This window comes from Aliiglaciecola sp. 2_MG-2023 (genome assembly GCF_030548145.1).
Taxonomy (GTDB): Bacteria; Pseudomonadota; Gammaproteobacteria; order Enterobacterales; family Alteromonadaceae; genus Aliiglaciecola; species Aliiglaciecola lipolytica_A.
The window spans coordinates 168,903-189,849 of record NZ_JAUORY010000006.1; the positions used below are offsets into that span (position 1 = coordinate 168,903).

Annotated in this window: 18 protein-coding genes; 4 read left to right on the top strand and 14 right to left on the bottom strand. The window is 41.4% G+C overall.

What is annotated here, in order from left to right; all coding sequences use genetic code 11:
* Positions 1–436: 436 nt before the first annotated feature.
* The 3 genes from Q4567_RS08475 to Q4567_RS08485 all read left to right on the top strand — a co-directional run bounded on the left by Q4567_RS08475 (position 437) and on the right by Q4567_RS08485 (position 3,184).
* Positions 437–1,594 carry an iron-containing alcohol dehydrogenase gene (locus tag Q4567_RS08475; protein ID WP_216049326.1) on the top strand — a complete coding sequence of 386 codons (1,158 nt, stop codon included), beginning with the start codon at positions 437–439 and terminating at the stop codon, positions 1,592–1,594.
* A gap of 69 nt (positions 1,595–1,663) precedes the next feature.
* Complete coding sequence (locus Q4567_RS08480; protein ID WP_303500079.1) at positions 1,664–2,524, top strand: oxaloacetate decarboxylase; 861 nt, start codon at positions 1,664–1,666, stop codon at positions 2,522–2,524.
* 24 nt (positions 2,525–2,548) lie between these two features.
* Positions 2,549–3,184, top strand: a complete 636-nt coding sequence (locus Q4567_RS08485) for an isochorismatase family protein (RefSeq protein ID WP_216049328.1) — start codon at positions 2,549–2,551, stop codon at positions 3,182–3,184.
* A gap of 83 nt (positions 3,185–3,267) precedes the next feature.
* Here the strand turns inward: Q4567_RS08485 and leuD are convergent, their stop codons facing one another.
* The 8 genes from leuD to Q4567_RS08525 all read right to left on the bottom strand — a co-directional run bounded on the left by leuD (position 3,268) and on the right by Q4567_RS08525 (position 11,356).
* Positions 3,268–3,894, bottom strand: a complete 627-nt coding sequence (gene leuD / locus Q4567_RS08490; RefSeq protein ID WP_216049329.1) for a 3-isopropylmalate dehydratase small subunit — start codon at positions 3,892–3,894, stop codon at positions 3,268–3,270.
* Positions 3,891–5,306 (bottom strand): 3-isopropylmalate dehydratase large subunit, encoded by a 1,416-nt coding sequence (gene leuC, locus Q4567_RS08495; protein WP_216049330.1) that lies wholly within the window; start codon positions 5,304–5,306, stop codon positions 3,891–3,893. The genes leuD and leuC overlap by 4 nt, the downstream gene beginning before the upstream one ends.
* A gap of 48 nt (positions 5,307–5,354) precedes the next feature.
* On the bottom strand, positions 5,355–6,278 hold the full coding sequence (locus tag Q4567_RS08500) for a polysaccharide deacetylase family protein (RefSeq protein ID WP_216049331.1): 924 nt from the start codon (positions 6,276–6,278) through the stop codon (positions 5,355–5,357).
* Between the two features lie 2 nt (positions 6,279–6,280).
* Complete coding sequence (locus Q4567_RS08505) at positions 6,281–7,222, bottom strand: polysaccharide deacetylase family protein (RefSeq protein WP_216049332.1); 942 nt, start codon at positions 7,220–7,222, stop codon at positions 6,281–6,283.
* Between the two features lie 17 nt (positions 7,223–7,239).
* Positions 7,240–7,899, bottom strand: coding sequence for an isochorismatase family protein (locus Q4567_RS08510; RefSeq protein ID WP_216049333.1), 660 nt, complete (start codon positions 7,897–7,899; stop codon positions 7,240–7,242).
* Positions 7,900–8,179: 280 nt separating this feature from the next.
* Positions 8,180–9,373, bottom strand: coding sequence for a CaiB/BaiF CoA-transferase family protein (locus Q4567_RS08515; protein WP_216049334.1), 1,194 nt, complete (start codon positions 9,371–9,373; stop codon positions 8,180–8,182).
* 196 nt (positions 9,374–9,569) lie between these two features.
* Positions 9,570–9,881, bottom strand: coding sequence for a cytochrome c (locus Q4567_RS08520; RefSeq protein WP_216049335.1), 312 nt, complete (start codon positions 9,879–9,881; stop codon positions 9,570–9,572).
* 359 nt (positions 9,882–10,240) lie between these two features.
* Positions 10,241–11,356 carry an NAD(P)/FAD-dependent oxidoreductase gene (locus Q4567_RS08525; RefSeq protein WP_303500080.1) on the bottom strand — a complete coding sequence of 372 codons (1,116 nt, stop codon included), beginning with the start codon at positions 11,354–11,356 and terminating at the stop codon, positions 10,241–10,243.
* A gap of 274 nt (positions 11,357–11,630) precedes the next feature.
* On the opposite strand from Q4567_RS08525, the gene pckA reads away from it, so the two are divergent.
* The gene (gene pckA / locus Q4567_RS08530) at positions 11,631–13,241 is read left to right on the top strand and encodes a phosphoenolpyruvate carboxykinase (ATP) (protein ID WP_216049337.1); all 1,611 of its coding nucleotides are present in this window, start codon (positions 11,631–11,633) and stop codon (positions 13,239–13,241) included.
* A 134-nt stretch (positions 13,242–13,375) separates the two neighbouring features.
* Here pckA and Q4567_RS08535 read toward each other — a convergent pair whose 3' ends face one another.
* The 6 genes from Q4567_RS08535 to Q4567_RS08560 all read right to left on the bottom strand — a co-directional run bounded on the left by Q4567_RS08535 (position 13,376) and on the right by Q4567_RS08560 (position 20,933).
* Positions 13,376–14,377 (bottom strand): LacI family DNA-binding transcriptional regulator, encoded by a 1,002-nt coding sequence (locus Q4567_RS08535; protein WP_216049338.1) that lies wholly within the window; start codon positions 14,375–14,377, stop codon positions 13,376–13,378.
* Between the two features lie 151 nt (positions 14,378–14,528).
* Positions 14,529–16,055 (bottom strand): MFS transporter, encoded by a 1,527-nt coding sequence (locus Q4567_RS08540; RefSeq protein ID WP_303500122.1) that lies wholly within the window; start codon positions 16,053–16,055, stop codon positions 14,529–14,531.
* 23 nt (positions 16,056–16,078) lie between these two features.
* Positions 16,079–17,410: a GH1 family beta-glucosidase gene (locus Q4567_RS08545; protein WP_303500083.1), complete on the bottom strand. Its 1,332-nt coding sequence runs from the start codon at positions 17,408–17,410 to the stop codon at positions 16,079–16,081.
* 229 nt (positions 17,411–17,639) lie between these two features.
* Positions 17,640–19,148 (bottom strand): tryptophan halogenase family protein, encoded by a 1,509-nt coding sequence (locus Q4567_RS08550; protein ID WP_303500084.1) that lies wholly within the window; start codon positions 19,146–19,148, stop codon positions 17,640–17,642.
* On the bottom strand, positions 19,149–20,183 hold the full coding sequence (locus Q4567_RS08555) for a cupin-like domain-containing protein (protein WP_216049341.1): 1,035 nt from the start codon (positions 20,181–20,183) through the stop codon (positions 19,149–19,151).
* Between the two features lie 21 nt (positions 20,184–20,204).
* On the bottom strand, positions 20,205–20,933 hold the full coding sequence (locus Q4567_RS08560) for a SapC family protein (protein WP_303500085.1): 729 nt from the start codon (positions 20,931–20,933) through the stop codon (positions 20,205–20,207).
* Positions 20,934–20,947 lie beyond the last annotated feature (14 nt).

The window sequence follows — 20,947 nt, forward strand, 5'->3', positions numbered from 1 at the left end:
ATATGGGCAATTACACAGCAAAATTGGTCAATTCATCAGCGAACCAACACATTGTGTTTGTCCGATTTCTTGTCTTTGACATTTGTCATGGCTGATTTAACTAAAGCATGCAAAATAGTTAAGGGGGAGTTCTGTTCACCAGCGTTGTGAAAATATAAGTAGTAAGTGAAGCATTCCATCAGTTGCGTAAACAAAGTTGTAGTTTGGCAAAATCAGGTTAGTTTCCGTCTTTAGATGTGTTTGATTCTCGACTACCGACAAATTGGTCTTCTCACTCAGATCAGTGTTAGTTAGATAATTTTTTTAATCACTACCAATCATCAACAGCCCACAAATCGATAGGGCGCAAGATATAGACAGTAAGTTAAACAGCGCAGCTTAAAACCATGGAGTTAACAGGCGGTGCATTAACATTACAGTAATAAAGGAGTCACCCATGACGAGTACCGTCGAGTTTATTACCGCAAATAAGATTATTTGTAACATTGGAGCTATTGAGCAAATCGCTGAGCATTGTCGCGCCCTTGGCATTAAACAGCCTCTTATCGTCACCGATCCTGGATTGGTAAAAGCGGGCCTAGTTACCCATATAACCGCGCCTTTAAACAAAGCCGGAATCACCGCCGTAATTTATAGTGATATTCAGGCAGATCCACCAGAATCATTGGTATTGTCTGCTGCAGAATTTGCAAAACAACTTCATGTAGACGGGGTAATAGGCTTTGGTGGAGGTAGCAGTTTAGACGTCGCTAAACTACTTGCTGTGTTGGTAAACTCGAAGCAGCCTTTGAAGGATATGTACGGGTTGGACAAAATTAGAGATAAACGTTTACCGCTAATTTTACTTCCTACTACTGCTGGGACAGGATCGGAAGTTACTCCCATCTCAATTATAACTACCGGAGAAACCACAAAATCCGGTGTCGTTTCGCCCTCTTTATTACCTGACATAGCGATTTTGGATGCCACCTTAACAGTAGGGCTTCCACCGGCAATTACAGCTGCTACTGGTATCGATGCCATGGTGCATGCAATAGAAGCTTTTACCGGAAAAATTAAGAAAAACCCTTATTCAGACATGTTAGCAAAAGAAGCGTTGCGCCTAATGTCGCAAAACTTGTTAGAAGCAGTGAATAATGGCAGTAACCTAGAAGCTCGTTCAAACATGCTGCTAGGCGCACTAATGGCAGGACAAGCTTTTGCCAACTCACCAGTGGCAGCGGTCCATGCCCTAGCCTACCCATTAGGCGGTAATTACCATATTCCCCATGGCCTGAGTAACTCATTGGTTTTACCCCACGTGTTACGTTTTAACGCACCTGTAGCGGCCGATTTGTATGCTGAACTGCTGCCTAGTGTCACCTCGGGGCAAAATCATCAAACCGGTCAAAAAGGCTGTGATGCATTCATTAATGTCATCGACAATTTAATTACTGACGTTAGCTTGCCCAAAAGTTTACAGGCATTAAATGTTCCCCGTGAAGACCTAGGAATGTTGGCCGACGAAGCGATGCAACAGCAAAGACTACTAGTTAATAATCCCCGCGAGGTGACTCGCGAAAATGCCCTCGACATATACGAATCGGCCTATTGAAAATGCAATAAACAGCAACGTTGTTTTAGTTCGAGATTTTATTAAATATTAATGGAGAAAAGTTAAAAAATGGCTAGTCCAATACTGAGAGAAAAATTAGACAAAGGTGAATTTATATTTGCCCCTGGAATTCAAGACATGATCACAGCGGTAGTTGCGAACAAGGTTGGATTTGAAGTAGTTTATGGCACTGGCTACTGGTTAACAGCTTCAGCTTATGGCATAGCCGACGCTGGAATAGTAAGTTACACTCAGATGGTTGACCGTATGCGTACTCTTGTTAAAACCAGTAATGCAGCGGTAATGGCCGATGCAGACACAGGTTTTGGCGGATTATTAAACGTACATCACACTGTCCGTGGTTACGAAGAAGCGGGCGTTTCTGCCATCCAAATCGAAGACCAAGAGTTTCCAAAAAAATGCGGTCACACGCCTAATCGCAAAGTGGTTCCTTGCGCTGACATGGTCGAAAAAATAAAGGTTGCTGTTGACGCTCGTACTGACAGAAACATGTTAATCATAGCTCGAACAGACGCCCGTCAAGCCGAAGGTCTAGACGCTGCTATCGCCAGAGCTCAAGCCTATTACGAGGCTGGTGCAGACGTCCTTTTTGTTGAAGCATTGGAAACCAAAGAAGAAATGCGTAGAGCTTGTAAAGAAGTTGGCGGTCCAATGTTTGCAAATATGTCAAATGGTGGCTTCACGCCTATTTTGACCGTTGAAGAAATGAAAGAGGTGGGATATGCCATTGCTATCGCCCCTTCATTAACCAGTTTAGCGGCAGCCAATGCAGTAGAAAAATCGCTGATTGCAATGAAAGAACAAGGTAGCGCTGAACCAGAAGGCGTGCCAATCAACGACTTCAGCGAATTCTGTTCTTTAATAGGATTCGAAGATGTATGGGCTTTTGAAAAGAAATGGACAAAATAAACAAGGTAGAGAAAGAGTAATTACATGACTATTAGTGAAGATATTGATCAAAATTACGCAAATGTATACGGCAACAAAGTAGGCTATGGTAAAAAACCAGCGTTACTGCTGATTGACTTTGTAGAAGCCTATTATGATAAATCTTGCGAACTGTATGCCGATGTTGAAGATGCGTTAGCATCCGCGCAACGGGTTCTAGAAGCCGCTCGAAAAGCCGGCATTTTAGTTATCTATACAAACGTTGTTTATCATAAATCTGGGGTAAACGGCGGAGCCTTTTTTAAGAAAGCTAAACCTTTACGATATTTAACAGAAGGTTCGCCTATGGGTGCTTGGGCAGGAACATTGAAACCTACCGAAGACGAGTTGGTTATATCCAAACAATACCCAAGTGCTTTTTTTGGTACATCCTTAAGTTCTACCTTAGCGGCTTATGGTGCAGACAGCGTGATATTAACAGGCTTAACAACCAGTGGTTGCGTACGTGCTAGTTGTGTTGATGCTTGTTCACATGGCTTTATACCGATAATAGTAGAAGAAGCTTGTGGTGATCGTCATGAAGATCCACACAAGGCTAACTTGTTTGACATGAACGCAAAATATGGCGATGTTGTTAGTGAGGCAGATATCATAACTTACCTGCAATCTTTGACCGCATAAAAGCGCTAGTGCAATAAAAAAGTCAATCAACTAAGGTTGATTGACTTTTTTAGTTAAAGCGACTTACCTGCTCTTAACCCCATCTAATTTTGCAAATACAACCAACTATGTTGTTTGCGTACTTGCTGCTCAAATGCACTAATTTCTTTTTCATGTTGCAGAGTGACACCAATACTGTCTAAACCATTTAGCAGCATTTCTTTGCTACCCGTCTCTATATCAAATTCAAATTTTAGACCTTGGGGGCTTTCAACTTTTTGCTCCTGCAAATCTATTTTAAGCTTTAAATGTTGCGGATCTTGTTGAGTTTCAGCAGATAACTGCATGACAGCTTCGTTACTAAGCACAACAGGTAGTATGCCGTTGCGCATACAATTCTGGTAAAAAATAGCGCCAAAGCTAGGAGCAATAATGGCCCGTATACCATATTCAGCCAAAGCCCAAACCGCATGTTCACGTGATGAACCACAGCCAAAATTGTTACCCGCTAGCAACACTGTGGTATTAGCGTATTCTGGTTTATTTAAGATGAAGTCGGGGTTGAGTTCGCGAGAATCGGGCATCACATAACGCCAAGAAGCAAATAGCCCCTCACCCAAGCCCTTTTTAGATACTCGACGCATTTCCCTACTCGGAATAATGGCATCAGTATCAATATTGATTCTTAATAATGGCGCGGCAATACCACAGTGAGTTGTAAATGCTTTCATCGATCACTCCTTGGAACCGCACGCGGATCGGTAATACAACCGTATATGGCACTGGCGGCCACGGTTTCTGGACTGGCTAAATGGGTACGAGTCTCTGGACCTTGGCGAGATTCAAAATTACGATTACTCGTAGATAAAACCCGTTGTTGTTTACCAAAGTGCTCCCCCCCAGCATAGAAGCACATGGAACATCCACTTTCTCTCCACTCAAAACCTGCATCTAAGAAAACCTGATGTAAACCTTCACGCTCGGCAGCCGCTTTTACTTGCTGCGAACCGGGAACACAAATGGCTTTCACATGAGTAGCCACTTTTTTACCTGCTAAAATAGCTGCAGCTTTACGAAGATCTTCAATTCGCGAATTGGTACATGAACCGATAAATGCGCAATCTATCTTGAGGCCGAGCAACTTATCGCCTGACTTTAAGTCTTGATAAGCTAGAGCACGTGTTGCCGCTGTGCGTGCATCTTCAGAAGCTAAGGTATTTAATTCAGGAACGGTTTGGCTGATACCACAAGCATGTTGTGGGCTTGTACCCCAAGTGATGGTAGGTTCAATATCTGCAACGTCTATTTTAATTTCAGTATCGAACAAGGCATCCTCATCGGTGCGCAGATTATGCCAATATTCTACAGCAGTGTCCCATTGCTCGCCTTTAGGCGCATAAGGGCGACCTTGTAAATAGTCGATGGTTTTTTGATCCGGTGCTACTAAACCTGTAAATGCCGCAAACTCTACAGCCATATTACATAGAGTCATTCTCGCTTCTATCGACAGGGCTTCTACTGCAGGACCAGCAAATTCTATTGCATGACCAGCGCCACCGTGGGCACCAAATTTACTGATAAGGTGGAGAATCATATCTTTGGCTGTGACACTTGAATTCAGTTCGCCTTCAAACCAAACCCGCATCAATTTGGGTTTATTAATACGTAGAGTTTGAGTCGCCATTGCATGTTCAGCTTCAGAAGAACCAATCCCCCAAGCAGCCGCACCTAAAGCACCTTGAGTACAGGTGTGACTATCCGGGCAAACTAGGGTTAAACCTGGTTGTACGATACCCAATTCTGGACTAATGACATGGGCGATACCTTGTCGTTCATCACCTATGTCAAATAAGGTAATGCCCGCGGCTTTGGCTTCTTTACGTGTAGCTTGAATAAAGTCTTTCCCTGAAGGCATGACAGTTTCATCACCACGACCTGGAAATGTATCGACAATATGATCCATGGTGCAAAAAACTTGGTCTGGATGACGAACTTTTCGTCCAGTTTCGGCCAAACTTTGCAACGCAATAGAACCTGTTCTTTCGTGTAAAAAGACTCGGTCAATGTAAACTAAGTAAGTCCCATCAGGTAATTGTTTAACCTGATGAGCATCCCATATCTTCTGAAAAAGTGTTTTGGACATTATTATCTCTTGTCTCAAGGATAAGGAGGGTTCTAACGCCCCTACAAATTATTGCTGTGCTTGCCAGCTCTGGTAAATATCACTCGCGCTAGCACTCCAAACTCCATCTTTACTACTGATGTATTCAAGTACTTTCTCGAAGCAAGCAATACGGTGGGGTTGACCCAACATCCATGGATGTATATTCAATGCTAATAGACGCCCACCTTGTGTTTCGGCTTCACTTAACAACAGGTCACATGCATCTTGAATTTGCTCAACATAGCTATCTTCACTGTGCAGATTGTTTTGCAAAATAAAAAAATCATCCAGTTCATTAGATAAAGGCATGTTGCTGAGTTGACCAGTTTCAGTTCTAAAGGCATAGGGCAACTCATCGTTAACCCAATCGCACATGTAGTCGATACCATTTTGCTGCAATAACTCAGGGGTATTTTCTGATTGCAAGCGACCAGGACTTAACCAGCCTTTCACCGGCTGCTCAAAGCGCTCACGTAAAGTTTGCACACTTTTAGCAACCCAACTTGCTTCATCGTTTGGCGAAACTTCGCCATGATGCAACATGTCCATCTGCCAACCATGGGCAATGACTTCATTACCTCGCTCTTTAATGACATCCATCAAATAAGGTGCGCGTTCAACCATGGCGCCATTAATCGCGATAGTTGGTTTGATATTAAATTTATCTAATGCTTTGAAGATTCGAAATATACCGACGCGATTACCGTAATCACGCAAACTAAAGTGGCGTAAATCTGGATAAGGCATTTTCATACCACCAGGCACGGCAACTGGGTTTGCACCCTGGTTCAAAGGAAAAAACTGGACGTTGATATTTACCCAAAGCGCTAGTTTTTTGTTATTTGGCCAGACAATAGGTTTACGCTCTGTCAGCATCGACCAATCATATAAATCGTGGTCCATTCCGTAATGTCGTTTGGGATATTGAAGATAAGAATCATCTAGACTCATGATTATTTCCCTCCTTGCTTGGCAGCTATATCAGCGACACTATCGTCATAACAATGCTGCATGTAATAACTTGCTATTTCGCGCCCAGTAGCTACCCAAACATCACTGTGTCCGGTGATGTATTCCAAGGCTTCTTCGTAGGCTTTTAGACGATGTGGGCAACTCACTTGATAGTTGTGAGTTGGAATACACATGATGGTTCCACTCTCTTCGCCTTCTTGGTACAAACGGTCAAAATTTGCTTTGAGCATTTTTCCATATTGACGAGGTGTAACTTTATTAGATACGTAAGCAATGGTGTCATTCATCTCTAATGAATAGGGAATTGACACAAACTTTTTACCAGAACGAGTATGGATAGGAGTTGGTTGATCATCATGAAATAAATCACAAGTGTAAAAGCCGGCATCATCGCCAAATAATTCCGTTCCCACTTCGGCAAACAAGTCAATAGTATGGTCACTGTGCGATAGTGCTGGGGCTAAGTAACCAGCACATTTCTGTCCGGTATGTTTATAGATGGTTTCAATTGAGTCGCGGATCATTTCTCGTTCCTGCTCCACGCTCATTCCATAAGTATAACGAGTGTTATAGATACCATGACTGAAAAACTCCCAGTCCCGTTCTTTACACAGGCTAATAATCTCAGGATGGTGATCACATAATGCGGTAGATAATGATATGGATCCGCGCACACCATATTTATCCAGAAGCTGCATTTGACGCATATGACCCACACGATTACCGTAATCACGAATACCATATCCGGCAATGGCAGGATAAGGTTGCGGCCAAGCCTTACGAGATGGATTTGCAGGTGGATCTAGCTCATAAAACTCAATATTGGGTGCTACCCAAAATGCGACTTTAGCGCCATTTGGCCAAGTGATTTTAGGACGTTTGTGATAAGGCCAATAATCATAGTAACCGGGATCTGTATGCATTAAAAAAACTCCTTCTACTATTTTTCTAACCAGTCATATACTTCTTGTACGGCTAATACATCAGCATATTTCAATGATAAATCGGTAAGGTTAGCGAAGTGATAGCTTTCATGTTTGTCAGCAACACACTCGATCGGCACTATAGTGCGATATCCGCGTGACAAACTATCTACCGCAGCGGCTCTGATGCAACCAGAAGTTGAACCACCGGTTAATATAACGGTATCCACTTGGTGCCATACGCATAGGCTTTGCAGTTGAGTTTCAAAAAACGGAGAAGGCATTTTTTTACAGTAAAAAACATCTTTTTTACGGTCGACTTGCAAACGGTCATCAAGCTCTGAGCGCTCACTATCAAATTTAATATTCTGTAAACTATCGGGAGTATCTGTGCGGGTTCCCCAGATACCAGCATCTTCACCAGAATCCATATATGCCACATTAGTCCAAACAACAGGCCAACCCAATGCACGGAATTTTTCCGCAAGTTTATTGACATATTCAAGCTGTCGCGGGTCTGTCTCGTAGGCAGTTTTAAAAAGATCGGTTCGAGTGTAGGCCTTTTGCAAATCTATATTGACCAAAATAGCCTTATTTCCAAAACCAAAACGCTTTCGGGCTGGATTAGCCTGAACCTCCGCAAAAATCTGACGGGCCGTTTTTTCAGATAATTCCATAGTCGCTCCTATTTGCCTAAACTTAACTATATGTTTGATTCTAACTCAGGGTGTGACTCGTTTTCGGTCACAACCAAATGATATATCAGCATATCTTTTATGCGTAAGTATTGATACTTTTATGTACCCTTAAACACTCTTATGATTCACAAAAAATGAATCTTGAACATCTCCACTAAGCACTAACTTAAGAGTGTTTGCATAAAACCAAAAAGAGTAAAAAAAAGGGCTAAAACGCCCTTTAAAACAACCACATTTCGGAGTAGGTTGAAAACTTTTATTAATCAGTGGTAAGGGCTTTTACTACTTTTAAATCAATTAATTCTGCTATTTGTTTATCACTGTATCCGGCGTCTTTAAGCACCCGAATGGTATCTTCGCCTTCTTTTGGTAAATCATGATGTAGAACAGTACGTTTACCATCTAATTCAATCGGTAAAGAAGGCAGGTTAGCGATACCTTGGGGTGTTGTAACCGGTAGTAATCCACCACTATTAAGGTGCGGATCATTAAACAAATCAGAGGGAGTATTGATTGGCGCAAAGGGAATACCCGCACGCTCTAGACGGTCCATCAGGGTTTGCTTATCTAAGCCACTAAACAATTCCTTGATTACCGGAATAATTCTATCTTTCTGCTTCACCCTATCATTGTTTTTATCTAGGCTGCTGTCTGCTGCAAATTCGTGTAGTTCAAATTCTTTACAAAAGTGTTTCCACAAAGTGTCACTGACAACCCCAACAAAAACACGTTCGTCATTTTTACAATTGAAAATTTCGTAGATTGACCAAGCACTTCTGCGCACAGACATAGGAGGGGGAGCTTCACCTAGCACCACTTCTTGGGCCATATGCTGACCAACAAAATATGCGGTAGTCTCAAATAATGAACTAGTAACGTGACGACCTTTACCGCTCGTATGGCGTTCATGCAAAGCAGAAAGAATGCCGATAACACCAAACATACCGCCAGTGATATCAATAACAGAAGAGCCAGCCCGCATAGGCTTGTCAGGAAGACCTGTCATATAAGCCAGTCCACCCATCATTTGCGTCACTTCATCCAACGCAGTACGATTTTCATATGGGCCGGTTAAAAAGCCTTTTAATGAACAATAAATAAGTCTTGGATTCAGTTGACTCATTGCTGCATAACCAAACCCAAGCTTTTCCATCGCACCAGGTCTGAAGTTTTCAATCAACACATCCGCTTCGCGAATTAAGTTTAACGCAACCTCTTTACCTTCTGCTGATTTGAGATCTATACACACACTGCGCTTATTGCGGTTATACATGGGAAAGTAACCAGCACCCGAACCTTTTAGGCGGCGCGTTTTATCACCTTCAATAGGCTCTATTTTTGTCACCACTGCACCTAAATCTGCTAGTACCACACCAGTAGCAGGCCCCATAACCATATGTGTAAACTCTACGACTTTGAGGTCTTCAAGTGGGTATGAATTTCCTGATGACATAAATAATAATCCTGTAATAAAGGGTAGGCCAAATGCCCTAATGAACATATGTTATAGCTTTATACCTTTTATATCAAGAAATTCTACTCATGAGCTAAAATAATGATGAGTTTTAATTACTTAAGTTCTAAAAACATTGATATAAAAGGACAATTTCACTGCAAAGCGAAAAATCTGAAGCCAAGTTGTTATGGTTTTATTTTAAAGACGCGTAATAAGCTGCTAATGCTTTAATATCTTTGTCGCTTAATCCTTTAGCCATTGCCGCCATCGTCGGTTCTTTACGCTCACCATTACGGAATGCTTTAAGTTGCTTTTCTAGATAAGCGGATTTTTGCCCAGCCAAATTTGGCCAAATAGGACTGAGGCTGATACCAGCACTACCATGGCAACTAGCGCAAATCATCGATTTCGTTTTACCCACCGATATTAACGCATCAGCGGCAAAGGTTTGCGTGACAAAAACCATGCTTGATATCGCTATCAAAAAGTAACGTATTTTGAGCATATTCAAATTTCACCTGTATCAATAAATAAGGATTTCGTTATCAATTCTAATTTAACAATGGATAACCCTTTTTTTCATGAGGTAAGATGAAGGATGTAACAACCAAATAACCTCAATCAGTTATTTCAATATACGTTGTATAACCAGGTGCTACATTGACTAAAATCAAAACTGCACACGGCATTCAAATTAATTAAAAATAACCAATAAAAACAAAATATTAGAGAAAAACAGAAGATTAAGGCGTGGTTAAATTTAGTATGATTGTCCCGTTAATTAGGAAAAAACTTTGAAATATAAATATGCAAAGTGAAATGAAAATGGCAAGCCATACTTTATTAAGTGACTGCTTAGAGGGGCTACAGGTTTTTCGCTAATACGCCATCTACTACCAGCGCAGCAATGGCCATCGACGCGGTCAGCCCCGGTGATTCTATACCGTACAGATTAACTAAACCTGCAATACCATGTTGTGATTCAGTCTGAATCATAAAATCTCTTGCCTCTTCACCTTTCCCATGGAGTTTAGGACGAATTCCAGCATATGAAGGCGCTAGAGAACCGTCTTTAAGGTTAGGCCAGTATTTTCTAATTTGCTGATAAAACCCATCGGCTCTAGCAGGATCGACCTTGTAATCCAATTCATTGACCCACTCGACATCAGGACCAAAACGGACTGAATTACCTAAATCTAATGTGGAATGCACTCCTAAACCAGCACTTTCAGGAACAGGATAAATAAGGTGGCTAAACGGCGCTTTGCCAGACAAGGCGTAATAGTTTCCTTTTGCATAATGAATAGCAGGCACGCTACTTTGCGGTAAACCCTCAAAACATCTAGCAATTTTCTGGGCGTGTAAACCTGCGCAATTAATTAAGTACTTTGCGTTAATTTGTATGTTTTGGTCGCCACCAATATCCAGTAGAATTGAATTGTCAGTACATTTAGCTGAACCCAATTCCGCCCCTAGTGCTACCGCGCCACCAGCACTTTCCAAGTCACCTTGTAAATTTAACATAAATCCATGACTGTCTATAATGCCCGTTGAAGGCGAAAACAATGCACCGTAACAGGCAAGTTCAGGCTCTAAAGCTAAGGCTTTTTGTCTGCTGTAAAATTCAAGATCTGACACATTATTGGCACGTGCGTTTTGTTGAATTTCAGTTAGCTTTTGCAACTGAAGTTCAGATGTAGCGACAATCAGTTTGCCACATCTTTTATAGGCAATATTGCGTTCCTCGCAATACGCATAAAGCATTTTATTCCCCTGAACACAAAGCCGAGCTTTAAGAGAATTAGGCTGATAATAAATACCAGCATGTATTACTTCGCTATTGCGAGAGCTAATTCCTGTGCCGATTTGAGATTGACTTTCAATGACAATAGTTTCCACACCTTTTTGAGCCATTTCTCGTGCAACAGCTAAGCCAACGACGCCAGCGCCGACAACAATACACTCTACAGACTCGGCCATTTAATCACTCCTAGGCGCATAAATAAGGGGATGGGGAAGTTAAACATTACAGAGATTTCTTAGTCTCAGCCAGCGAACAGCTTTTGAAAACGCTTACATGCTTAGAATTCGATGAATTGTTATAACTTATCGCTTTTTTTTTTGAATGAGTAGTAAGTTGATCTAGTTTTTCCTTTTCAGACCCATTAGTGTTAGGGAGTCTAACTTTAATAACAAAGTTAGCTTAAATACAAAAATAATAATAAAAATATAAAACCCTACGGAAAAATAGTTCATGAATACTGAAAAACTAACCAAATATTTAGACAACAACGGCATTCTTGATGCCACGGAAATTATTCATAATCCATCCTATGAGTTTCTGTTTGAAGAAGAGACAAAAAGTGATTTAGTTGGTTATGAAAAAGGTATTGAAACAGAACTCGGTGCAGTGTCTGTCGACACTGGTATATTTACCGGTCGCTCACCAAAAGATAAATACATCGTTCGCGATGACACCACTAAAGATACGGTATGGTGGTCTGATCAAGGCACAAATGATAACAAACCGATTAGCACTGAAGTATGGCAAGAGCTAAAACAAACGGTTACTCAACAGTTAAGCAGTAAAAGACTGTTTGTTGTGGATACCTTTTGTGGTGCAAATGCAGATACCCGTTTGAAAGTGCGGTTTGTGACCGAAGTGGCATGGCAAGCACACTTTGTGAAGAATATGTTTATACGTCCAACAGAACAAGAACTTGAAGGTTTTGAACCTGACTTTCTAGTTCTGAACGGTTCTAAAACGGTGAATAAAAAGTGGCAGGAACACGGCTTAAATTCAGAGAATTTTGTCGCCTTTAACCTCACTGAAAAAGTCCAAATTATCGGCGGTACATGGTACGGCGGCGAAATGAAAAAAGGTATGTTCTCAATGATGAATTACTTTTTGCCGCTCAAAGGTATTGCTTCCATGCATTGCAGCGCGAATGTGGGTAAAGATGACGATGTGGCAATTTTCTTCGGTTTATCAGGTACAGGAAAAACCACACTATCGACAGATCCACACAGAAAACTCATTGGCGATGACGAACATGGTTGGGATGACAACGGTATCTTCAATTTTGAAGGTGGTTGTTATGCGAAAACGATTAATTTGAGCAAAGAACAAGAGCCGGAAATCTATGCTGCAATACGTCGTAATGCGTTGTTGGAAAATGTGTCTGTAGACAGTAATGGCAAAATCGATTTTGACGATAACTCAAAAACTGAAAATACCCGAGTCTCTTATCCCATTGATCACATAGAAAACATTGTCCAACCTATTTCTAAAGCCGGTCATGCAACTAAAGTTATCTTCTTAACCGCTGATGCTTTTGGTGTGCTTCCTCCTGTTGCTAAGTTAACCCCTCAACAAGCTGAGTACTACTTTTTGTCTGGATTTACAGCCAAATTAGCAGGTACAGAACGAGGAATTACAGAGCCGACACCAACGTTTTCGAGCTGTTTTGGTGCGGCTTTCTTAAGTCTTCATCCAACAAAATACGCAGCAGTTTTGCGTAAACGAATGCACGCAGTGGGTGCCGAAGCATACTTGGTAAATACTGGCTGGAACGGCACGGGAAAACGTATTTCCATTAAAGCTACTCGCGCGATTATAGATGCCATTTTAGACGGTTCAATTAATCAAGCGGAAATGAACACACTTCCAATCTTTAATTTGTCGGTACCTAAACACTTACATGATGTTGAAGACAATATTTTGGATCCTCGTGACACTTATGAACAAGCCGAACAATGGACTGAAAAGGCCACTAATTTAGCAACTTTGTTCACTAAGAACTTTGTGAAGTTTACTGATAACGATGAAGGAAAGGAAATTTCTAATTCTGGACCAAAATTATAAAGTGAACGAAAACTGCTCAACAACATTTTGAGATCAGTAAAAATGAGCAGCAATTTGCATAAGTCAAATTGCTGCATTTAATTTTCTACTCATAACTGGGGTTGACCGCATTAACAGTAAGAAAGGGCCTTTCTCTAATTCAACTCGATAACAGATAAACGTTCAATAAGTTTGGGTTCGAAAACGCGCTGAATTTCTCTATTTGACTCTTTATAAACATATTTCAAAACCCATTGAGCCGCCATTTTCCCCATTTCTAATACTGGGTTATCAATAGTGGTTAATTTGGGAAACATATGTTTTGCAAATAACACATCATCAAAACCAATCACGGATAAATCTTCTGGCAGCACCAAACCATGCTCTCTAGCACAACTCATTGCACCGGATGCCATTTCATCATTTGAACAGGCTAATGCACTAAAATGTTCACCTGAATTGAGTAAATAATTCATCCCTGCGATACCACCGGTCTCAAGATAATCACCTACATAATGGAGTTTTTCATTAAACACCACGCCATACTCTTGCAACGCTCTTTTGTGACCAATTAAACGCTGCTTAGTATCTTCTTTATAAGTAGGACCGCTAATGTAGGCGATGTCTCTATGTCCTTTTTTCAACAAAGTCTGTGCGGCCATATAACCACCAGCTTGGTTATTAACAATAAAACACTGATCTTGCATGCTTTCGACGACGCGGTTCATAATTAAAATGGGGAGTTTGCTTTTGTTTAGCTCAATTAAATATTCATCAGAGATGGCTTCAGAGTGCACAATCAAGGCATCACATTGACGACTGATCAGAAAATCAATACCGTCTTTCTCTTCCGCCTCTTCATCATGACCGGCAGAAATAATCACGTGTTTACCAGCGGCTCTTAGCTCTGTTTCCACGCCGCTCATCATCTGTCCAAAAAATGAGCTATTAAGGTTAGAAACCAAAAGACCAATGCTATTTGCTTTATTTGATGCGAGTGAACGAGCGAAATTATTTGGCACATAGCCAAGCTCTTTCATGGCATGCATTACTTTGTCACTAGTGCTTTGTCTGACTTTCACATTGCCGTTCATGACTCTGGAAACCGTTGCCAAAGACACCCCAGCATGTTTTGCTACTTCGTAAATCGTTGCCATAAATTTTTGCTAATATTCGCCCTGAGACTAGAGGATAGCTAGCCTACTATACAATCGCCACCTTGTAATGAATAATTATGCGGCATTACAAAACATCCGATGTGTGTAAAGTTTAGGGCAATCAGGCAAGGATACTACTGATTAGAAAAAACTACGCCAATGCTCTTTGCCCCTTGAGTTCTAGAGTAATTTTTTTCTGTTGTTTATCGGTAAGGGGATAAAACAACATCAAAATTGCAGCAGCTATACCAAAAAATCCAGGTATCCAGCTCATCAACAATTTAATACCAGGTAAGCTATCTGCAACTGTCGTTTGGTCCATACCGTCGTAGCCATAACTAGACAATACTACCAGCACTAATGCTCCTGCGAACCCTCCGCCAGTTTTCTGCACAAATGTACCTGCAGAATAGACTAAACCCGTTGCTCTTCGTCCGTTTTTCCATTCAGAATAATCAGCGGAATCCCCTAACATCGAAAAGAACAAAGTAGGAAAAATAGCTGCAAAGAATTCTGCGGAACAACCTAGCACAAACACTAAGGTGACATTTCCTTCAGGCACCCAGTAAAAGCAAATAGTTAGTATACTGCCAATAACTAATGAACCAATAAACAGTACTCTACGACCAAAAACACGAGCGAGAAACGATGTGCTTAATGCACCAAAAATAGATACCACTAACAGGGCTACGAAGAATTGACCTGTCATCAATTCATCACCAATAACGTACTTAAAGTAATAGGCAATCACACCGTATTTGATGCCATTAAACATCATGGTTAAAAAGCCCATACCTAACAAGATTAACCAAGGTTTATTAGTTATCAGGTCAATCATATCCTGTTGAGTCGAGCTAATTTGCTCTCTGGGTTTGGCCAGAAAGCGGTTTATTAGTATCCAAGTCCCAACAATAACAACCGCAAATATCACACCGGTTAATACGTTACGGTAATAGAAAAACAGACTAATACTCATCAAAGGTAATAAAATAAACGGCAGATTTTTAGTCAGATCCCACAGCTCAGTTTTCAACCCTGAGGTGTTATTGACTACAGGTTTCACTCGCTCTTTAGTGGATAAAAACGTAAAGACCATTAACGCAACCAATATTCCAGCAAACAGATACATCGTTGATTGATAACCCTGTACATCATTACCTTGGCCAAATAAGTCGACGAAATACGGTAAAAACCCCATAACCACCAAACCACCAAAGAATGCGCCGGCGAAGCGATACGCAGATAAACTGGTCCGTTCAACATCACATTCGGTCATCACTCCCATTAAAGCCGAATAAGGCACATTATTGAGGGTATAACAGAGTGTTAAGCCGATATAAGTGACATAGGCGTAGATTAGCTTGTTACTCGCTGACCATTCTGGTGTGGTAAAACATAGCACCATGAATAGGCCAAGTAATGGCGTAGAAAATAAAATCCACGGTCTGAACTTGCCCCACCGAGTATCTGTGCGATCGGCAATCATCCCCATAATGATATCGGTTATACCATCAGATAGTCTGACCACGAGGAACAACAATGCGGCCGCTGCGGCAGTCAAACCGAACGTATCAGTATAAAAAACAGCTAAATAAGCAAGCGCCCCGCGCCAGACTAAATTAGCGGCGGCATCCCCCATGGCGTAACCGACTTTTTCAATTATTGGCAGTTTGGTTATTTCGCTTTGCATCATTTACTTTGCTACCTACTAGTAATCAGTTGTTTATAGGCAAGTCCACTGTCTTTAATAGTGCGACTCTGGGTAAGATAGTCAACATACACAATACCAAACCGCTTCTCGTAACCTTCTGCCCACTCAAAGTTATCCATCAAACTCCAGGCGAAATAACCGGCGATATCAACACCCTGCTGGGAGGCGTCATCAACAGCATTGAGATGTGATTGAAAGTAGTCAATTCTGTCTTGATCATTCACTCTGCCGTGTTTAATTTCATCCTGCATCGCCGCACCATTTTCAGTGATGTAAACTGGTGGCAGTGTATAACGTTGATGAAGAGATATTAAGAGCTCAGAAAGTGCTTTAGGGTAAACTTCCCACCCCATGTCAGTAGTGACTACACCTTTAGGTTGAAGCTCTTCATACCAGCCTTTGCCATCGCTGCGATATTTTAGTCTGGTATAAAAATTTACTCCTAAGAAATCTAAGCGCTGGCTAATCAAGTCCATATCGCCCGGTAAAATATCAGGTCGGTTTTGTGGTTCAATTAGCTCAACCACATCTGGATAGAGCCCTTCCATAACGGGTCGCATGTACCACTGATTAATATAATCATCGGCTATTTTCGCTGCCTTTATATCTTCAGCCACCTGAGTCTCTGGATAGCAGGGGGTGAAATTAAGTACAATTCCAGCCTTAGTATCGGGACAATTTCGACGCAATGCGCGTATGCCAAGACCGTGAGCTAACAGTAAATGATGGGCTGACTTCCTACCGTTTGCTTGTCCCGTTTTACCCGGTGCGTGCACACCATTTTCATAACCTAGGTAAGCTGAACAAAATGGTTCGTTTAAGGTAGCGTACGCGTATACTCGGTCTCCCAAAGCTTTAGCAACTAAATTCACGTAATGCTCGAAATGAAATGCGGTTTCACGATTCAGCCAACCACCCTTTTCTTCTAAGTGCTGAGGCAAATCCCAATGATATAAAGTGACAAAGGGTTTGATGTTGCGCTTAACTAACTCTTCCACCAAATCAATGTAAAACTGCATCCCTTTATCGTTTAGAGAACCGTCTTTTTTGACCACCCTAGGCCAAGAGATGGAAAATCGATAGGCATCCACGCCTAAAGAGTCAATCAACTCCACATCTTCGCGCCAAAACTTAACATGCTCACATGCCACCAGCCCGTTAGAAGCATCGGAGATTTTACCGGGTGTAGCACAAAAAGTGTCCCAAATTGATTCTAATCTGCTGTCCGCTGCTCCTTCAATTTGGAAAGAAGACGTTGCTACACCGAACACGAAGTCATGGTCCAGTAATTTTGATGAAGATGGTAAGGAAAGGTTGCTCATGATTTGATAATTACTAATTCTGTTAATGGTTAATCGGTATCTTTTTGATGGTCAACAAAGTGTTAAGCGCGAAAACTATAACGAAAACCACCTAAATGAAAGCGCTTACATTTAGAGGTTAGTTGGATTCGCAATAAAAAGCAATGCTTAACGTTAAAAAAATGTAAATGCTGGAATTATTCTATCCCCAATACCTGTTTTGTTGATTTTTACTACAAACTCATCATCGTTAATTGGGTGGGCTACAATATTGTTGAATAAAACGTTGATGACTAGGTAATTGGGAAACCGCCTTAGATATTGATTGTTCCAGTGAAGATAAGAACTTTTCTAACTCCATCACCGGCATTCCCTGAACACTGGGATGGTATTGTTTCGGCTCAATCCCTTGACCAAGCATAACTTGTGTCCAAGAATCGACTCTAAACAATTCACCATCGGCTTGAAATGCATGGGCGTGATCGGTAAACAGCCGTATTCGATGAGCCAGACTCTCTGGCACCTCCATGCTTTTACAATGTCGCCAAAATTCGCTGTCTTGCCGTTGAGTAACATGATAGTGCAAGACGATGAAATCACGGATTTTTTCGATCTCGTCGGTGGCTTGTTGATTGTATTCATCAATTACCGAATCGGATATTTCCCCACAAGGGAAAAGCCTGAGTAAGCGGATAATGCCCATCATAATGAGATGAATACTGGTTGATTCCAAAGGCTCCACAAAACCGCTAGCCAAACCAAGGGCTAGACAGTTTTTATTCCAATGTTTACGACGCCTACCTGTGCGATATTTTATCACTCTGGGCTCGGTAATAACCTCGCCCTCAATATTCGATAAGAGATACTCTTTAGCTTGTTCATCAGTCATGTACTTGCTGCAATAAACAATGCCATTTCCAACCCTATGTTGTAATGGAATCCGCCATTGCCAGCCACTGTGATGAGCAATAGAACGAGTGATTGGAGATACTTCCCCTACCGACTTAGTTTGTACCGCAATCGCACTATCACAAGGTAACCAATGCGACCAATCTTCATAACCCGTATGTAACGCTTGCTCGATTAGCAAACCTCGAAAGCCGGTACAATCAATAAATAAATCGCCCTCGACTAACTGTCCTGAATCCAATTTTAAGCTAGTGATAAAACCGTTTTTGGGGTCTTTATTTACTGCGGCAATTTTTCCTTCTATCCTTTTCACTCCTCGAAATTCGCTAAACTTACGCAAATAAGCGGCATATTTACTGGAATCTAAGTGGTATGCATAATTGATAGATGACTTATCTGAAAGCGCAAATTTATTGGCCTTAGCAGCTTCCAATTCAAAACAGTATTTACCAAAGTCCTTTGCAACGCCCTGTTCTTTTCCGTATAGCCAGAAGTGATGAAATGGAGCAATAAAGCTTTCTTTACCTGTCATACCGAATGAATGAATATAGCTATCTCCTTGCTTACCCCAATTATCAAATTGAATGCCTAGCTTAAAGGTAGCTGACGTTTCTGCCATAAACTGAGACTCATCAATGCCCAACAGTTTATTGAATACTCGCATGGGCGGAATAGTTGCCTCACCGACGCCAACGGTACCGATTTCTTCAGACTCCACCAAGGTCACATTGATGACGGAAGGCATCTGTTTAGCCAATGCTGCGGCAGCTATCCAACCAGCGGTTCCACCGCCAGCAATAACCACATTTTTGATTTTTCTGTTCACCTTCTGCTCACCTTTGCGATCCATTTATCGATTTAGTTTATTGATTAACATGGCACGAAGTTGGCGTGACATCATTTCATTCATGGGCGCTAAAAAACCATGGGCTTCAGGCGGTAAATGCGCTGTAGGTTGCTCACCCTCACCAAAAATATAGTAATCAAATATATGCTTCCAACCTGCCTTTTCATGTGCCGGTTTATCGCGAAGACTTAGCATCGCGTGGTACAACACATTCATCGCAGCCCCCATATACTTTTCCGCATTACTCCACCAATAATTGACTAACACATTATATGGGCTTAGCGCCTCGACTTGATGCCACCACATACTCGGAATATAGATACCATCGCCCGGTTCTAATTCCGCGACTTGTCCGTGGGCTAATGCTTGTTTAATTTTCGGGTATTTTTCATAATCAGGATTGTGCAAATCCACCATAGTAATCGCCGGGCCACCTGGTGTAGGAGCTAAGGGGCCGGGATATAAGTTCGCAATTTGATCCGGTGGGAAAGTAATAAAACGCCGTTTTCCGGTGACAACGCAAGCAATATTGTCAGAAGCATCGTAGTGACAGCGAGCAATTGACTTGTTGCCAATCCAAATACTGGGTATCGGGGGTTCGGTCGCATGCTGTTTTTGGATAACAGGAATATGCAAATCATTGTCAGCGCGAAGTCCAGGGAAATTCAAATCAATAACATTTGATGCAATGTAATATCCTGGTGGGCGCTGATCGTAAAGATGTTCCATTATAAGGTCGAGCACCTCATCTACTTGTGCCCGTTTAGACTCATAATTTAACTCAGTTGCATTTTCATTGTAGGCGTACTTCCCTTCTATATCAGGATTGCCAAAGTAAGCAAATACTGACTTACCATTATAAAACGACTTTAAATAGTCAACGCTTTTTTGCGCAGATTCCAAACCTACTTCCACCAGCTTCCAATGCTTAACCACACCTTTGAGTACTACAGGGTGGCTATACTGATGAATATCATTAGGCACCTCCCCTGACTGACAATTTTCAATAACTTCAGTTTGTTTGGTGATGTTTAACATAGGTACTCTAAGCTCTGCTTATTAAGCAAATGTGGCGTTTTTACGATGAATCAATTTTCTAATATTAGTAACAGATGCCACTGCCGCGTACGCAAACTGTAAATATCCCGATTGATTAAGCTCAAAAAGTTGCTCTGCTGACAGCGCTCTTAGTTTCTCCTCATTAATCGTAAAATTTCCAGATACTTTGCACTTTTCGCCGTTGTTTAAATCAAATTCGATATTAACCGGCTCAATCAACTCGCAACTTAGGAAACTATTAAACATTGCATCTTGGATTGCCATGCCCTCGTGAATAGACTGCAATCGGGTAGCGATATGATTCAAATAAGGACTGTTACCGCCATGCTCGAGAAATAATGGCTGCCCTTTGTCGGTGGACACCTTGGGATGTTGCATATCAATGTGTATAACCGGAGACGGATCTGAATGGGGATCTTGTTGCTGAAAACCGATTAAAAAAGGCCCTCGTTCAATCATAGCTGGTATGTAGTTAGCGTCCCAACCTGAAGGAGTTGTATCGCTTAGGAAAAGGTTTTCATCTTTTTGCAAACCAAGCATAACAACACATTGATATTTACCCGTCTGTTGGTCTAATTGGAAAAAGATTGGATATTCTTTTTGTAATTCAACAAATTCTAGTGGGAAAACCAATACGCTGGCTACATCGTCGGCAAACTCTTTAGCATAATGCGCAAGCACCTTAGTATCTTTATGCTGCACATTATTCAAAAGCACATGTTTGGCCATTGTATTTCCTCAAT

What these genes read in the sequence shown, in the direction of transcription:
- Q4567_RS08560 (WP_303500085.1), bottom strand. Translation starts at nt 20,933, where the DNA reads ATGGCCAAACATGTGCTTTTGAATAATGTGCAGCATAAAGATACTAAG.
- Q4567_RS08505 (WP_216049332.1), bottom strand. Translation starts at nt 7,222, where the DNA reads ATGCATACAGATCCCGGTTACTATGATTATTGGCCTTATCACAAACGT.
- Q4567_RS08525 (WP_303500080.1), bottom strand. Translation starts at nt 11,356, where the DNA reads ATGGCCGAGTCTGTAGAGTGTATTGTTGTCGGCGCTGGCGTCGTTGGC.
- Q4567_RS08475 (WP_216049326.1), top strand. Translation starts at nt 437, where the DNA reads ATGACGAGTACCGTCGAGTTTATTACCGCAAATAAGATTATTTGTAAC.
- Q4567_RS08510 (WP_216049333.1), bottom strand. Translation starts at nt 7,899, where the DNA reads ATGGAATTATCTGAAAAAACGGCCCGTCAGATTTTTGCGGAGGTTCAG.
- Q4567_RS08520 (WP_216049335.1), bottom strand. Translation starts at nt 9,881, where the DNA reads ATGCTCAAAATACGTTACTTTTTGATAGCGATATCAAGCATGGTTTTT.
- Q4567_RS08485 (WP_216049328.1), top strand. Translation starts at nt 2,549, where the DNA reads ATGACTATTAGTGAAGATATTGATCAAAATTACGCAAATGTATACGGC.
- Q4567_RS08500 (WP_216049331.1), bottom strand. Translation starts at nt 6,278, where the DNA reads ATGAGTCTAGATGATTCTTATCTTCAATATCCCAAACGACATTACGGA.
- Q4567_RS08555 (WP_216049341.1), bottom strand. Translation starts at nt 20,183, where the DNA reads ATGTTAAACATCACCAAACAAACTGAAGTTATTGAAAATTGTCAGTCA.
- leuC (WP_216049330.1), bottom strand. Translation starts at nt 5,306, where the DNA reads ATGTCCAAAACACTTTTTCAGAAGATATGGGATGCTCATCAGGTTAAA.
- pckA (WP_216049337.1), top strand. Translation starts at nt 11,631, where the DNA reads ATGAATACTGAAAAACTAACCAAATATTTAGACAACAACGGCATTCTT.
- Q4567_RS08515 (WP_216049334.1), bottom strand. Translation starts at nt 9,373, where the DNA reads ATGTCATCAGGAAATTCATACCCACTTGAAGACCTCAAAGTCGTAGAG.
- Q4567_RS08550 (WP_303500084.1), bottom strand. Translation starts at nt 19,148, where the DNA reads ATGGATCGCAAAGGTGAGCAGAAGGTGAACAGAAAAATCAAAAATGTG.
- Q4567_RS08480 (WP_303500079.1), top strand. Translation starts at nt 1,664, where the DNA reads ATGGCTAGTCCAATACTGAGAGAAAAATTAGACAAAGGTGAATTTATA.
- leuD (WP_216049329.1), bottom strand. Translation starts at nt 3,894, where the DNA reads ATGAAAGCATTTACAACTCACTGTGGTATTGCCGCGCCATTATTAAGA.
- Q4567_RS08545 (WP_303500083.1), bottom strand. Translation starts at nt 17,410, where the DNA reads ATGAGCAACCTTTCCTTACCATCTTCATCAAAATTACTGGACCATGAC.
- Q4567_RS08535 (WP_216049338.1), bottom strand. Translation starts at nt 14,377, where the DNA reads ATGGCAACGATTTACGAAGTAGCAAAACATGCTGGGGTGTCTTTGGCA.